Annotated in this window: 16 protein-coding genes; 9 read left to right on the top strand and 7 right to left on the bottom strand. The window is 35.9% G+C overall.

What is annotated here, in order from left to right; all coding sequences use genetic code 11:
* Window positions 1–135: 135 nt before the first annotated feature.
* The gene (locus RHO11_05560; protein WVD62586.1) at window positions 136–627 is read right to left on the bottom strand and encodes a YajQ family cyclic di-GMP-binding protein; all 492 of its coding nucleotides are present in this window, start codon (window positions 625–627) and stop codon (window positions 136–138) included.
* 54 nt (window positions 628–681) lie between these two features.
* Window positions 682–1,506 carry a 2,3,4,5-tetrahydropyridine-2,6-dicarboxylate N-succinyltransferase gene (dapD, locus tag RHO11_05555; GenBank protein ID WVD62585.1) on the bottom strand — a complete coding sequence of 275 codons (825 nt, stop codon included), beginning with the start codon at window positions 1,504–1,506 and terminating at the stop codon, window positions 682–684.
* 250 nt (window positions 1,507–1,756) lie between these two features.
* Between dapD and frdA the strand changes: the two genes are divergently transcribed.
* From frdA to frdD, 4 genes are read left to right on the top strand one after another with little or no spacing between them, the layout of a single operon-like run.
* Complete coding sequence (frdA, locus tag RHO11_05550; protein WVD62584.1) at window positions 1,757–3,514, top strand: fumarate reductase (quinol) flavoprotein subunit; 1,758 nt, start codon at window positions 1,757–1,759, stop codon at window positions 3,512–3,514.
* Window positions 3,515–3,522: 8 nt separating this feature from the next.
* Window positions 3,523–4,263: a succinate dehydrogenase/fumarate reductase iron-sulfur subunit gene (locus RHO11_05545; protein ID WVD62583.1), complete on the top strand. Its 741-nt coding sequence runs from the start codon at window positions 3,523–3,525 to the stop codon at window positions 4,261–4,263.
* A gap of 26 nt (window positions 4,264–4,289) precedes the next feature.
* Window positions 4,290–4,718 carry a hypothetical protein gene (locus RHO11_05540; GenBank protein ID WVD62582.1) on the top strand — a complete coding sequence of 143 codons (429 nt, stop codon included), beginning with the start codon at window positions 4,290–4,292 and terminating at the stop codon, window positions 4,716–4,718.
* A 15-nt stretch (window positions 4,719–4,733) separates the two neighbouring features.
* Entirely contained in the window at window positions 4,734–5,087 is a 354-nt protein-coding gene (gene frdD, locus RHO11_05535) for a fumarate reductase subunit FrdD (GenBank protein WVD62581.1), read from the top strand.
* A 36-nt stretch (window positions 5,088–5,123) separates the two neighbouring features.
* Here the strand turns inward: frdD and manA are convergent, their stop codons facing one another.
* The 5 genes from manA to RHO11_05510 form a co-directional block, all read right to left on the bottom strand.
* Window positions 5,124–6,314, bottom strand: a complete 1,191-nt coding sequence (gene manA / locus RHO11_05530; protein ID WVD62580.1) for a mannose-6-phosphate isomerase, class I — start codon at window positions 6,312–6,314, stop codon at window positions 5,124–5,126.
* 43 nt (window positions 6,315–6,357) lie between these two features.
* Window positions 6,358–6,726 (bottom strand): DUF956 family protein, encoded by a 369-nt coding sequence (locus RHO11_05525; GenBank protein ID WVD62579.1) that lies wholly within the window; start codon window positions 6,724–6,726, stop codon window positions 6,358–6,360.
* Between the two features lie 117 nt (window positions 6,727–6,843).
* Complete coding sequence (locus RHO11_05520) at window positions 6,844–7,755, bottom strand: PTS system mannose/fructose/sorbose family transporter subunit IID (GenBank protein WVD62578.1); 912 nt, start codon at window positions 7,753–7,755, stop codon at window positions 6,844–6,846.
* Window positions 7,756–7,772: 17 nt separating this feature from the next.
* Window positions 7,773–8,573 (bottom strand): PTS mannose/fructose/sorbose transporter subunit IIC, encoded by an 801-nt coding sequence (locus tag RHO11_05515; GenBank protein WVD62577.1) that lies wholly within the window; start codon window positions 8,571–8,573, stop codon window positions 7,773–7,775.
* A gap of 22 nt (window positions 8,574–8,595) precedes the next feature.
* Window positions 8,596–9,573, bottom strand: coding sequence for a mannose/fructose/sorbose PTS transporter subunit IIB (locus RHO11_05510; protein ID WVD62576.1), 978 nt, complete (start codon window positions 9,571–9,573; stop codon window positions 8,596–8,598).
* A 382-nt stretch (window positions 9,574–9,955) separates the two neighbouring features.
* Between RHO11_05510 and thrS the strand changes: the two genes are divergently transcribed.
* From thrS to pheS, 5 genes are all read left to right on the top strand, one after another.
* Window positions 9,956–11,884: a threonine--tRNA ligase gene (thrS, locus tag RHO11_05505; GenBank protein WVD62575.1), complete on the top strand. Its 1,929-nt coding sequence runs from the start codon at window positions 9,956–9,958 to the stop codon at window positions 11,882–11,884.
* A 61-nt stretch (window positions 11,885–11,945) separates the two neighbouring features.
* Window positions 11,946–12,467 (top strand): translation initiation factor IF-3, encoded by a 522-nt coding sequence (infC, locus tag RHO11_05500; GenBank protein WVD62856.1) that lies wholly within the window; start codon window positions 11,946–11,948, stop codon window positions 12,465–12,467.
* A gap of 88 nt (window positions 12,468–12,555) precedes the next feature.
* Window positions 12,556–12,753 (top strand): 50S ribosomal protein L35, encoded by a 198-nt coding sequence (gene rpmI / locus RHO11_05495; GenBank protein ID WVD62574.1) that lies wholly within the window; start codon window positions 12,556–12,558, stop codon window positions 12,751–12,753.
* A gap of 22 nt (window positions 12,754–12,775) precedes the next feature.
* Window positions 12,776–13,129, top strand: coding sequence for a 50S ribosomal protein L20 (gene rplT / locus RHO11_05490; GenBank protein WVD62573.1), 354 nt, complete (start codon window positions 12,776–12,778; stop codon window positions 13,127–13,129).
* 258 nt (window positions 13,130–13,387) lie between these two features.
* Window positions 13,388–14,371: a phenylalanine--tRNA ligase subunit alpha gene (pheS, locus tag RHO11_05485; GenBank protein ID WVD62572.1), complete on the top strand. Its 984-nt coding sequence runs from the start codon at window positions 13,388–13,390 to the stop codon at window positions 14,369–14,371.
* The last annotated feature ends 15 nt before the right edge of the window (window positions 14,372–14,386 follow it).

Genomic DNA, 14,386 nt, shown 5'->3' with positions numbered 1-14,386 from the left:
GTTTTATTCATAATAAAAAAAGAACAGTATAATCATACTGTTCTTTTTTTTATGATACGACAAAATTAAAAAGCTAGAGATGGCTATTTTTTATTTCAATGAGTTAGTTTAATTTTTGTGAATTAATTGATGATATTAATCACGGAAATTATTAAACTGGAACGGTTGTCCTAGTTCTGCGCCTCTGACAAGTGCAATCACCTGTTGTAAGTCGTCTCGGGCTTTTCCTGTGACACGAACTTGTTCACCTTGAATTTGGGCTTGTACTTTTAGTTTACTATCTTTAATTAATTTAATAAGCTTTTTAGATAGTTCTTTATCAATCCCTTGTTTAAGCTTTACGGTAATTGAATAAGTTTTACCTGAGTGGTTCATCTCTTCAGGAATATCAAGAGCGCCACTATCGATTCCTCTTTTAGCAAGCTTATCTCGCAAAATATCAATTAACTGTTGTACCTGAAAATCAGATTCACTTGATACGGTGACGGTTTGATCTTTTTCATTAAGGTCAAAAGATGCTGGAACATTACGAAAATCCCAACGAGTAGCGAGTTCTCTTGTCGCATTTTCTACACCATTACGAACTTCAGGCATATCAATTTCAGATACGATATCAAAAGAAGGCATTATTTACTCCTAATTTAAATTAATTATCGCCACATTATGTGGCGATAAAAATAATTAATCAATAGTTCGAAGTAATTCGTTGATACCTACTTTACCACGTGTTTTAGCGTCTACTTTTTTTACAATCACGGCACAATATAAACTGTATGAGCCATCTTTTGATGGTAAGTTACCTGATACCACAACAGAACCGGCAGGAACACGACCATAAAAGACTTCTCCAGTGGTTCTATCATAAATTTTAGTACTTTGACCAATAAATACGCCCATTGAAATGACTGAACCTTCCTCGACAATAACTCCCTCAACGATTTCGCTACGCGCACCGATAAAGCAGTTATCTTCGATAATAGTTGGGTTTGCTTGTAATGGTTCTAATACACCACCAATACCAACACCACCAGATAAATGTACATTTTTACCAATTTGAGCACAAGAACCTACTGTTACCCAGGTATCGACCATAGTACCTTCATCCACATAGGCACCAATATTAACGTAAGATGGCATTAATACTGTATTACGCGCAATATAGGCTCCTTTACGAGCAATTGCTGATGGGACAACACGGAAACCTTCCTGTTTAAAACGAGCTTCGTCATAATCAGCAAATTTTAAAGGGACTTTATCGTAATAGTTAGTTTCACATCCATCAATCAGTTGATTTTCATTAATTCTAAATGATAGTAATACTGCTTTTTTTAACCATTGATGGGTAACCCAATCACCATTAATTTTTTCAGCAACACGCATTTTACCATTATCTAGTAAGTTAACTGCTTGAGTGACTGCTTCTCGCGTTGCTGCATCAACATTAGTTGGGGTGATTTCAGCACGACGCTCAAACGCTGCTTCGATAATAGATTGTAATTGTTGCATAGTTCTTATCCTTTTTACGTCGCAATAATTTTGCGTAGATTTAACAAGTTTGGCTAATTAGTATAATATAAAAATAACGGTTTTTTAATGGGTACATGGATTTCTTATAATTCAACTTTAATCATAAATTAATATAATTAGTTGACGATAAACCTACTAAATACTCTCTTTTTTATTGTGGATATTAGTTATGCCCAGTAAAATTAGATTTACGATCTCCGTGCATAACGAAAAATCAAGAGGATCTAAAATGAAAATCGTTGATGTCGATATTGCGATTATTGGTGGTGGAGGGGCTGGACTAAGCTCTGCCATTGAAATAGCCCAACATTTCCCAGACCTCAAAATTGCATTGATCTCTAAAGTTTATCCGATGCGTAGCCATACTGTCGCCGCCGAAGGTGGAGCCGCGGGTGTAATACAAGAAAATGATAGTTTTGGATTTCATTTTTATGATACGGTATCGGGCGGTGATTGGCTATGCGATCAACATGTTGTTGAATTATTTGTTTCTCAGGCTCCAAATGCTTTAGCTAAACTAGAGCGTTTAGGATGTCCGTGGGCACGTAAAAAAGATGGTTCAGTTAATGTCCGACGCTTTGGTGGCATGACAGTTGAACGCACATGGTTTGCATCCGATAAAACCGGATTTCATATTTTACACACTCTATTTCAATCATCTTTACAGTTTCAGCAAATTTATCGTTTTGATGAACATTATGTTTTAGATTTACTGGTTGATGATAATCGAGTTACAGGACTCGTTGCTCTGAACATGATGGAGGGTAAGTTAGTTCAATTTAATGCAAAATCGGTGATAATGGCTACCGGGGGAGCTGGTCGAGTTTATCAATACAATACTAACGGTAGCATTGTTACGGGTGATGGCATGGCTATGGCATATCGTCACGGAGTTGCACTACGCGATATGGAGTTTGTTCAATATCATCCGACAGGATTGCCTGGAAGCGGTATTTTGATCACTGAAGCGTGCCGTGGAGAGGGCGGAATTTTAACGAATAAAGACGGTTATCGTTATCTACAAGATTATGGCCTAGGGCCAGAAACACCATTAGGTGAACCGAAGAATCGTTATATGGAACTAGGACCAAGGGATCGATTATCACAAGCATTTTGGCATGAAAATCAGAAAGGTAATACATTATCTAGTGCTAATGGCGAGATTGTTTATTTAGATTTACGTCATTTAGGTCAGGAAAAAATTAATCAACGTTTACCTTTTATTCGAGAATTAGCTAGGACTTACGTTGGTGTTGATCCTGTAAAATCACCGATTCCTGTTAGGCCAACGGCACATTATACTATGGGTGGTATCACAACAGATATCAATTGTTCAACCATATTAAATGGTCTTTATGCCGTCGGTGAGTGCGCTTCTGTTGGTTTACATGGTGCTAATCGTTTAGGTTCAAATTCGTTATCAGAAGTGATTGTATTTGGTGAGATTGCCGGTAGGCAAGCTGCACAGTATGCAAAACAACTGGCATTTAGTACTAGGCATAATAGTAATCTAGCTAGTCAGATTGAAAAAGTATTATTGTCAGTAGTTCATCATCAAGGCTCTGAGAATTGGGCTCAAATTCGTAAAGAGATGGGGCAAACGATGGAACAAGGTTGTGGCATTTATCGTAATGAGCAAGGAATGTTAAATACAATTAATAAAATATCTGAATTAATTGAACGAGCGGAAAATATTAATATTGTTGATAAATCGCATGTTTATAATACAGAGTTAATTGCTGTATTAGAGTTAAAACAGAGTTTACTAGTTGCTCAAGCGATAGTTTGTAGCGCAATTTTACGCAAAGAGTCGCGAGGTGCTCATCAACGGCTTGAGGTTGAATATCAAAACCGTAATGATGATCAGTTTTTAAAACACAGTCAGGCTTCTTATCGAGAAAACGAGTTACCTAATATTACGTTTAATGATGTTAATGTGAGTAAACTGCCGCCAGCCAATCGTTCTTATGGTGGAAAAGAAGGGTAATTATTGTTATGACACAACGGACTATAACCATCAATATTATGCGCTATCATCCCGAAACTGATAGCCAGCCATATCTACAAAAATTTGAGCATATTCCCTATGATAATACGATGTCAATTCTTGATATGCTTAACTATATTAAAGAGAATCTAGCACCTGAATTAGTTTATCGAAGTTCGTGTCGTATGGCGATTTGTGGTTCTTGTGGAGTAATGATTAATAATATTCCAAAACTACTTTGTAAAACATTTGTGCGTGATTATGTTGGTAAAGAAATTACGATTAGCCCACTTGCTCATTTTCCCATCGAACGTGATCTTGTTATTAATATGACGCACTTTATGCAAAGTATCGAGGCGATTAAACCCTATATTATGGATGGCTTAAAATTAGCAAAAGATGAAATGAATAAGCAGCTCCCTGCTCTACTAGTTAAATATCAGCAATTTACTCACTGTATTAATTGTGGTTTATGTTATGCGGCTTGTCCGCAATTTGGTTTGAACCCTGAATTTATTGGGCCTGCAGCAATATCACTTGCGATGCGTTATAATTTAGATAGTCGTGATAATGGTCATCATGCCCGCATGCCTATTCTTAATCAAGAAAATGGAGTTTGGCGTTGTACATTTGTTGGTTTTTGCTCTACGGTATGCCCAAAACAGGTGGATCCTGCTTTTGCTATTCAATTAGCGAAAGTTGAAAGTGCTAAGGATTATTTGATTTCTAAAATCAAAATTCAGTCTTAATTAATTAGTAATGGAAATAGTCAATCATGAACAGTAGTGAGTCAGATAAATCGTATCGTAAACCCCATTTGAATCAAATGGAAAGTAATTGGTGGCTAAAATTACGCTACTATTTTTTCTATATACTTCGTGAGTCAACAGCTTTTTTCATGATCTGGACAAGCCTTGTATTGATGTTTGGAGTAGTTTGCTCTCATATTAACGAAATGGGGCAAAATGAATTTTACCGTTTTATTTTCTTTTTGCAGCATCCAGTTGTTATTGTGATAAATACTTTAGCATTACTCTCTGCACTAATACATTCTTTGACATGGTTTAATTTAGCACCTAAAGCTATGAATATTATTATTGCCGGCAAAAAAACACCAAATATGTTATTTACGCTTGGATTGTGGTGCATAACGATTATTATTTCAACCATTATGTTATTACTGATTTTTGGTTATTTTAAATAAAGGATTTTGATGAATATGGAAAATAAACAAAAACCATTAACTCGCTCTAATGAACCTATTTTTTGGGGATTATTTAGTGCAGGTGGCATGTGGGCAGCAATATTTTCTCCAGTAGTTATAGTGATTATTGCTTTTATTATCCCATTTGGTGATGCGGCTACTCGTAGCTATATCTTAAAATTGATTTATACAATGGGCGGTAAATTATTTTTATTTTTAATGATAAGTTTGCCGATATGGTGTGGTTTACATCGTATTTTACACATGTTACATGATTTTAATATTCATCCTCGACGAGGTAAATTATTAACCTATGGTCTCGCTTTAGCATGGACTCTTCATGCCGGGTATCTTTTATTTATTAATTAGCGTTAGCATATTAAAAAGGGGATTACCCCTTTTTAATTAATGATTAAATGCTCTGGCTAACTGGCCGTGACCTTGATAACTAAACGTTTTAGCACAATCAGCTATAAATACTGACTCTCCAGCCTTAATCGTGAAGGTATCTTTCGAAGTGGATAAGGTGATCTCTCCTGTTATACAAAAAAGAATTTCTGCACTAATAGTTTTTTCATGACGGATGTTTTCATCACTATTAATAATTTCAAAAGCAAAGTCATTAACGGGGACAGGAAAATCAATTTTATTATTTTCTTTAATCGCGGTTGTTAGTAATTGGTTAGCTGGAATACTATGAAATGTCGTATTATTAAATAGTTCGTTTATATCAATATGCTTGTTTGTTAGTCCCGCACGTAATACATTATCTGAACTTGCCATAATTTCTAAACCTGTTCCTGATAAATAAGCGTGTGGAGTCTGAGCTTTTAAGAACATGGCTTGTTGAGGTTTCAATTGCACTACATTTAAAATTAATGGCGAGAATAGCCCACTATCATTTGGATACTTTATAGCCATATGTTTGATGACAGCAAAAAGAGTTTCGGTTTTATTCTGAATTTTTTCTAGCAATTCGCTAATCGCTTGTTGCTTAACCTGATTATTTAAAATTAAGATACCGTGGAAAAATTGACTCAATCCTTCATCCGTTTGATTTTTTTGGAACGCTTGCACTAACTCATTAAGAGATTGAATATTCAATTCAGTAAATAATGATATTATTTCCGCTATTGGCCGAAAACCGTTCATGGCTAAAAATGGTGTCAATGCATAAATTAATTCAGGTTTGTGATTAGGATCTTTATAATTTCTTTGCGCTGAATCTATGGCAATTCCAAGTTGATTCTCTTTGGCATAACCCAATTTTGCTTTTGATAATTCAGGATGAACTTGAATTGACAACGGCTCTTGTGCAGATAATACTTTAAATAAATAGGGAAGAGCTGGGTAATTTTTACAAGTTTGTTCACCCAAGATCTGCTGGGGATTTTTGGCAATTAATTGATCTAACTTGATCTGTTTCCCATCCGTAGTAATTGCAGTGGAGACTCCTGCCGGATGTGCTCCCATCCAAATTTCAGCTTGGGGCTGGTTATTTGGGTTATCGATATTAAATAATGTTGATAATGCTGTTTTAGTTCCCCAATCGTAGTTTTTTATAACATTATCTAGTTTCCACATAGTATGTTGCATGGTATTACCTACTTATTATCAAAATGGATGATCGGTAGGTATTTTAACTCTTTTTCTTTTTAAATGCTCTTTTAATCACACCAAAAAATCCAAGTGAACGAACCATTCTGGCGCCATCAATATAAACTCGTATGGCTCTTAACACTTTTTTAGGCTCTTTTGACGCAAAAGTAAAAGTGCCATTACGTTTAGTCTGGATTGAATAACGCGGAATCCATTTACCACCGAACATCACTGAAGCGGTAACATAATCGACTTCTTCCCATGGAATTTGGATAAATTTTCGATTATCGCGACTGTGATAAAATTCAAAAGCTTTATCTCCAATCATTATGTCGCCATATTCAGAGATTCCCATAAATGAGGTACCTTTAATAACTAAATCCACTTTTGTATTTAATGATTGAACCATTTTATTGCTGTTATCCTTATTATCATTACTTAATCATATAATAGAATAATAAAAAAACCCATTTCTATATCAGTACAATATGAAAAATGGGTTTCGTATTTATTGCTTAATTGATTGTTATAATAGACCTAAAACGTGTCCAACAACCCCAATCACAAATAGTCCAACGATAATGATAATTGGCGATACTTTACGTTTTAGTAACCACATACAGAAGAATGTTAGTAATAATGGTACAAGTCCTGGAATTAATTGATCTAGGTTATTTTGTAATGTTGTTACTTTATCTTGAGTTAGTGATAAGCCTTGTTGCATTTGAAGGAGGGCATCTTGTATGCCTTGTCCACCTGATGGTAAGTTGTTCCAATCAATTGTTGCTTTTGGATCAAGTTTTACGACAGATACAATAGGTTTAAAGTTAATTGATACCCACCTTTGTACCAAAGCAGCTAAGACGAACATACCAAGAATAGAGGCACCTTTCGTAATTTTCTGTAGTAAGCCGCCAGAAAGATTATCAGTGATTTTAGAACCAGTACGATAACCAAACTCTTGGGTATACCACATAAAACACCAACGAATAATATTCCAAACAACAAAAAATAGAATAGGTCCCATAATGTTGCCGGTTAATGCTAGAGAAGCACCAAGTGCGCCAAGCATTGGACGTAACGTAAACCAGAATACTGGATCACCGACACCAGCTAAAGGTCCCATCATCCCGACTTTTACACCTTGAATCGCAACATCATCGACTGGAGCACCATTTGCACGTTCTTCTTCTAGTGCTAAAGTTACACCTAATACAGGCGAAGCAAGATAAGGGTGAGTATTAAAAAACTCTAAATGACGTTTTAATGCGGAAGATCGATCTTCTTGAGTTTTATATAATTTTTTGATTGCTGGGATCATTGAAAATGCCCAGCCACCATTTTGCATTCGTTCGTAGTTCCAAGAACCTTGTAGGAAGGTAGAACGCCACGCAACAGATAGACGATCGCCTTTAGTTAGCTTAATTTTTTGTTCCATTTTTTTATCCTCCAGTCCTAGTAATCATTCAAAATATCATCAAGTGGATCACCGGTGTTACCACCATTAGATGAATTACCACGTTCTGAAAGATTTAAATAAATAAGAGCAAGTGCAATACCTAAAGCACCTAATGCAATAAGTGTTAATTGTGAAATAGCTGCTACCACAAAACCGATAATGAAAAATGGCCAAACTTCTTTATTAGCCATCATGTTGATAACCATCGCATAACCAACAGCAACTACCATTCCACCACCAATAGCCATACCCGTTGTTAACCATTCTGGCATTGAGTTAAGTGCAGCTTGTACCGCGTGAGCAGGGATAAAAAGTAGTGCTCCAGCAGGGATTGCAATACGTAAACCTTGTAAACAGATAGCTAATATTTGTAAAAACTCAATTTTACGGAAGCTACCATGTTCAGCTGCCGAATCCATCATATGTACAATAGGTACAGCAATAGTTCGAACAATCATCGTTAAGAATAGACCTGCTACGGCTAGTGGAATTGCAACCGCAATCGCTGTTGATACACCATCAGTACCTTGTCCACCTAATACTAAAATAATAGCGGATGCGACTGATGCAAGAGCCGCATCTGGTGCTACTGCAGCTCCAATATTTGCCCAACCTAAGGCAATCATCTGTAGTGTACCACCAAGGATAATACAGGCTTCAAGATTGCCAGTAACCAAACCAATTAAGGTACATGCAACTAATGGTTGATGAAATTGAAATTGGTCTAAGATGCCTTCCATACCTGCTAAAAAGGCAACAAATATAACCAATACGATCGATATAATTGATAAATCCATAATAAACCTCTTAAGTTTTGAGTTATTTTTTCTGCTCAGCTAATTCGGTTTTCGCTTTTTTCAATAATTCATCAAGATTATCCTGTGAATCATTTGGTACTTTACGAATATCAAATTTAACATTTTTTTGTTTGAGTTGTTCAAAAGCTGCAATATCATTATTATCTAAAGAAATAACTTTGCTTACCACAACTTTACCGATTGAATGTGCCATTGAACCGATATTGAGTTCTTTAATATCTAAACCGCCATTCATTGCTTTTACAACATCTTGTGGATTTTCAAACAATAGTAATGCTTTTGTATTGCCAAAGCGTGGATCTTTGGATACTTCAATTATTTTGCTAATTGGAACAACATTTGCTTTAACACCAGGAGGGGCAGCTTCTTCAATCAATTTTTTACGGAGAGTATCTTGTGCAACAGAATCAGATACTACAATAATTCGATTCGGGTTTGTCGCTTTAGTCCATGCTGTTGCAACTTGCCCATGTAGCAAACGTGAATCGACACGCGCTAATACAATTTTAATTTTACCATTACCTACTGGAGCTTGCTGTGCACTATCATTTTTAATAGCGGCTTTCTCTTTGTTGGCTGTTGGCTTGTTTACTGCATTAGTATTGATACCTTCTCTGGCTGGCTCAAGAATTTGAACTGCAATTTCTTGCGCAGATTCACAAGATAGACGTGATGAATAGGCTTCTATTAACATAGGTAAATTAAGACCTGATACAATAACCCAGTTTGGATGTTCGCCACACAAATTATTAGCTTGGTTAAATGGCGTACCGCCCCATAAATCAACTAAAAATATAACTTGTTCTTGGTTATCAAAACTTTCTATTGCCGATTTCATTCTAGCTTTTAGATCATCGGGGCTATCACTTGGATGCAAAGTAACTGCTTTAACGTTATCTTGCTCACCAAATATCATAGTTCCTGATTGTAGAATACCTTCAGCAAAGTCACCATGGCTTGCTAGGATAATACCTACCATCTGTTTCTCCTTTTTTATGTGATATTGCGTGGATTATATAATATAAAAATTGCTAAAACATCAAAAATAAAAATATAAAAAAAGAATATTACTTTGTTACGATTATAGCCAATATTTTGTATGAACTCATCTATATGTTATTACAAATTTTTTACTATTTGGTTTCTTATATACAGTATTTAGTTTTTAGTTAGAAATCTAGTTTAGTCTTCAATAAAAAGAGAATAGTTATGATAGAAAAACGGCTATTTAAAATAGTAATAATGAGTGATATACTATGCGGCTATTAACTTTATATTTTTTAATAAAAACTTAAGTATATACTTGTTATATGTGCGCTGTCGTGTGGCGCACCACTGTAGTAAGTATTTAAGGGATTACCATGCCAATTATTACTCTTCCTGACGGAAGTCAACGTCAATTTGAAAAAGCTGTAACTGTATTTGAAGTCGCACAAAGTATTGGATCAGGACTAGCCAAAGCCTGTATTGCAGGTATTGTTAATGGTGAGCGTAGAGATGCTTGTGATCTTATTGAACAAGATGCAACGCTAGCTATTATCACAGCTAAAGATGAGAATGGTCTTGAAATTATTCGTCACTCTTGTGCTCATTTGTTAGGCCACGCGATAAAACAGCTATGGCCGAATACTAAAATGGCTATTGGTCCAACAATTGATAATGGTTTCTATTATGATGTTGATTTAGATCATACATTAACACAAGATGATCTAGATGCGCTTGAAAAGCGTATGCTTGAATTGGCTAAAAAGAATTATGACGTTGTAAAAAAAGTAGTTACTTGGCAACAGGCATATGATGTGTTTACACAGCGTAATGAGCCTTATAAATTAGCTATTTTAGATGAAAATATTCCTAAAGATGCAACACCTGCTTTATATCTCCACGAAGAGTATATCGACATGTGTCGTGGTCCTCATGTACCTAATATGCGTTTTTGCCATCATTTTAAATTACAAAAAATTGCTGGTGCTTATTGGCGCGGTGATAGTAAAAATAAGATGTTACAACGTATTTATGGTACTGCTTGGGCTGATAAAAAGCAACTTGATGGATATTTACAATTTTTAGAAGAAGCTGCTAAACGCGATCATCGCCGTATCGGTAAACAACTCGATTTATATCATATGCAAGAAGAAGCGCCAGGAATGGTATTTTGGCATAATGATGGTTGGACTATTTTCCGCGAATTAGAAGCCTTTGTTCGTGTTAAATTAAAAGAGTATCAATACCAAGAAGTTAAAGGTCCATTTATGATGGATCGCGTTTTATGGGAAAAAACAGGTCACTGGGCTAACTATAAAGATTTGATGTTTACAACATCGTCTGAAAACAGAGAGTACTGTATTAAACCTATGAACTGCCCTGGTCATGTGCAGATATTTAACCAAGGATTAAAGTCTTACCGTGATTTACCTTTACGTATGGCTGAATTTGGTAGTTGCCATCGTAATGAACCTTCTGGCTCATTGCATGGATTAATGCGAGTACGTGGATTTACCCAAGATGATGCACATATTTTCTGTACTGAGGGAATGATTCGTCAAGAAGTTAATAGCTGTATTAAAATGGTTTATGACATGTACAGCACCTTCGGCTTTAAGGATATTACGGTTAAATTATCGACTCGCCCAGAAAAACGTATTGGTCGTGAAGAAGCATGGGATATTGCTGAACGAGATCTTGCTGAATGTTTAACTGAGAATGGTATTGCTTTTGAATATCTTCCAGGTGAAGGGGCTTTCTACGGTCCTAAAATTGAGTTTACTCTACATGATTGTCTGGGACGAGCATGGCAGTGCGGTACTGTTCAATTAGACTTCATGTTACCAGATCGTTTAGATGCGACCTATATTGGTGAAGATAATGAAAAACATATTCCTGTAATGATCCACCGAGCTATTTTAGGTTCAATGGAACGTTTTATTGGTATTTTGACAGAAAACTGTGCTGGTTTCTTCCCAACTTGGCTTGCACCAACTCAGGTTGTTGTGATCAATATTACTGATAACCAAGCTGATTATGTTAAAAGTGTAACAGAAAAACTACAAAATGCAGGTATTAGAGCTAAAGCTGATTTGAGAAATGAAAAGATTGGTTTTAAGATTCGCGAACATACTTTAAAACGTGTTCCTTATATGTTGGTTTGCGGCGATAAAGAGATTGAAGAAGGAAAAGTTTCAGTTAGAACTCGTCAAGGTAAAGATCTTGGTAGCTTTGCAGTCGAACATGTTGTAGAATTGTTGCAAAATGAGATTCGTACTCGTTCTTTGAATCAAATCAGCGAATAAGCTGATTTGGTTTTGTTATTTTTATTTACTGGAGGATTTAAGTATTAAAGCCGGAAAACGTATTCAAACAACTCGTGCTCATAAAATTAATGATGAAATTACAGCACAGGAAATCCGATTAACAGGTATCGAAGGCGAGCAGCTTGGTGTTGTTAGCTTAAATGAAGCGATAAGGCAAGCAGAGGAAGCATCTTTAGATTTAGTTGAGATTAGTCCTAATGCTGAGCCACCAGTTTGTCGCATCATGGATTACGGCAAATTCATTTATGAAAAAAGCAAAGCAACAAAAGAACAGAAGAAAAAACAAAAGGTTGTTCAGGTTAAGGAAATTAAATTCCGACCTGGTACAGATGAAGGTGACTATCAGGTAAAACTCCGCAGCCTGATTCGCTTTCTAGAAGATGGTGATAAAGCTAAAGTTACGCTACGGTTCCGTGGTCGTGAAATGGCTCACCAGCAGTTAGGTACTGAGATGCTTGATCGCATTAAAGATGACTTAGCTGATTTGGCGGTTGTTGAATCTTATCCAACTAAGATTGAAGGTCGTCAAATGATTATGGTGCTTGCACCGAAGAAGAAATAATAGGTCTTAACAAGTTTATTCTTATGTCAAAGTGAGAGTAACACCTTTTATTTTATTTTATTAACAATGCGGATGTGGATGTATTATTATGCCAAAAATTAAAACTGTACGAGGCGCAGCTAAACGCTTCAAAAAAACAGCTTCAGGTGGGTTTAAACACAAGCAAGCTAATAAGAGTCATATCTTAACTAAGAAATCGACAAAACGTAAACGTCATCTACGTGGTCTGACCATGGTTTCAAAGGGTGATTTAGGTTTAGTCAAGGCGTGTATTCCACACGTTTAATTAATTTTTCAAGGAGATAGTTATGGCTCGTGTTAAACGTGGAGTTATTGCTCGTGCACGTCACAAGAAGATTTTAAAGCAAGCAAAAGGTTATTATGGTGCACGTTCACGTGTATATCGTGTTGCATTCCAGGCTGTAATTAAAGCTGGTCAATACGCATATCGTGACCGTCGTCAACGTAAACGTCAATTCCGTCAATTATGGATCGTACGTATCAATGCAGCAGCACGTCAATGTGGTTTATCTTATAGCCGTTTTATTAATGGTTTAAAGAAAGCTTCAATTGAAATTGATCGTAAAATTCTAGCTGATATCGCGGTTTTTGATAAAAACGCCTTTGCCGCTCTTGTTGAAAAAGCAAAAGCAGCACTTTAGTTTGAAGTTGAGGCCGAATTTGTTCGGCCTCAATTTTAATTTAATTAAACCGTTGGTAAAAAATTTGCTGAATACAGTTTTTTTTCGTTTCTTTTTTAGCTTTATAAAATGTGTTCATTTTGAGGCAGAATGAAAATGAAAACAAATTGTTTAGAGCCTCAATTAGAGGCTTTTTTTATATCAAACATTTATAAATAAGCATATTTACAGTGAAAATTACTCGATAAGGGTAACTAAAACTAATATAAAGAGGATGCTATGTCTCAGTTAATTGAGTTGGTAGACAAAGCCAAATTGGCGATTGAAGCAGCAAAAGATATTAATACGATTGAACAAATTCGAGTTGAGTATTTGGGAAAGAAAGGCTATTTTACATTGCAAATGGCTTCACTACGTGATGTTCCCGCTGAGGAACGGCCAGCGGTAGGGCAAAAAATTAATGATGCTAAGCAAGAAGTTGTTCTTGCATTAAATAGTAAAAAAAGCGCTTTTGAACAAGCCGTTTTGAATGCTAAGTTAGCTAATGAAACCATTGATGTAACACTACCTGGTCGAAAAATGGCACCTGGTGGATTGCACCCAGTCACATTAACTATTAATCGTTTAGTCGAGTTTTTTGGTAAACTTGGTTTTGTTGTTGAAACTGGGCCTGAAATCGAAGATGATTACCATAATTTTGATGCGCTTAATATTCCAGCTCATCATCCTGCTCGTGCAGATCATGATACATTTTGGTTCGATGCTAACCGCCTACTACGAACTCAGACGTCGACCGTACAAATTCGTACTATGGAAACACAACAGCCTCCTATTCGTATTATAGCTCCAGGTCGCACTTATCGTAATGATTACGATCAAACTCATACGCCAATGTTCCATCAAATGGAAGGTTTGCTTATTGATAAAGATATTAGTTTTACGCATTTGAAAGGCTTATTGCATGATTTTCTACATTGTTTCTTTGAAGATGATATGGAAATCCGTTTTAGACCTGGTTATTTCCCATTTACAGAGCCTTCTGCAGAAGTTGATATTAAAGCTAAAAATGGTAAATGGTTAGAAGTTTTAGGTTGTGGAATGGTTCACCCAAATGTTTTACGTAATGTTGGCATTGATCCTAACGTATATAGCGGATTTGCTTTTGGTATGGGGATGGAACGTTTGACTATGTTGCGCTATGGTGTAACTGATTTACGTTCATTTTTTGAAAATGACTTACGTTTTTTAAAACAGTTTAATTAATCGGGAGAACCAAAC

It is taken from the genome of Orbaceae bacterium BiB, assembly GCA_036251205.1.
Taxonomy (GTDB): Bacteria; Pseudomonadota; Gammaproteobacteria; order Enterobacterales; family Orbaceae; genus Orbus; species Orbus mooreae.
This window is presented reverse-complemented; position numbering and strand designations above follow the sequence as displayed.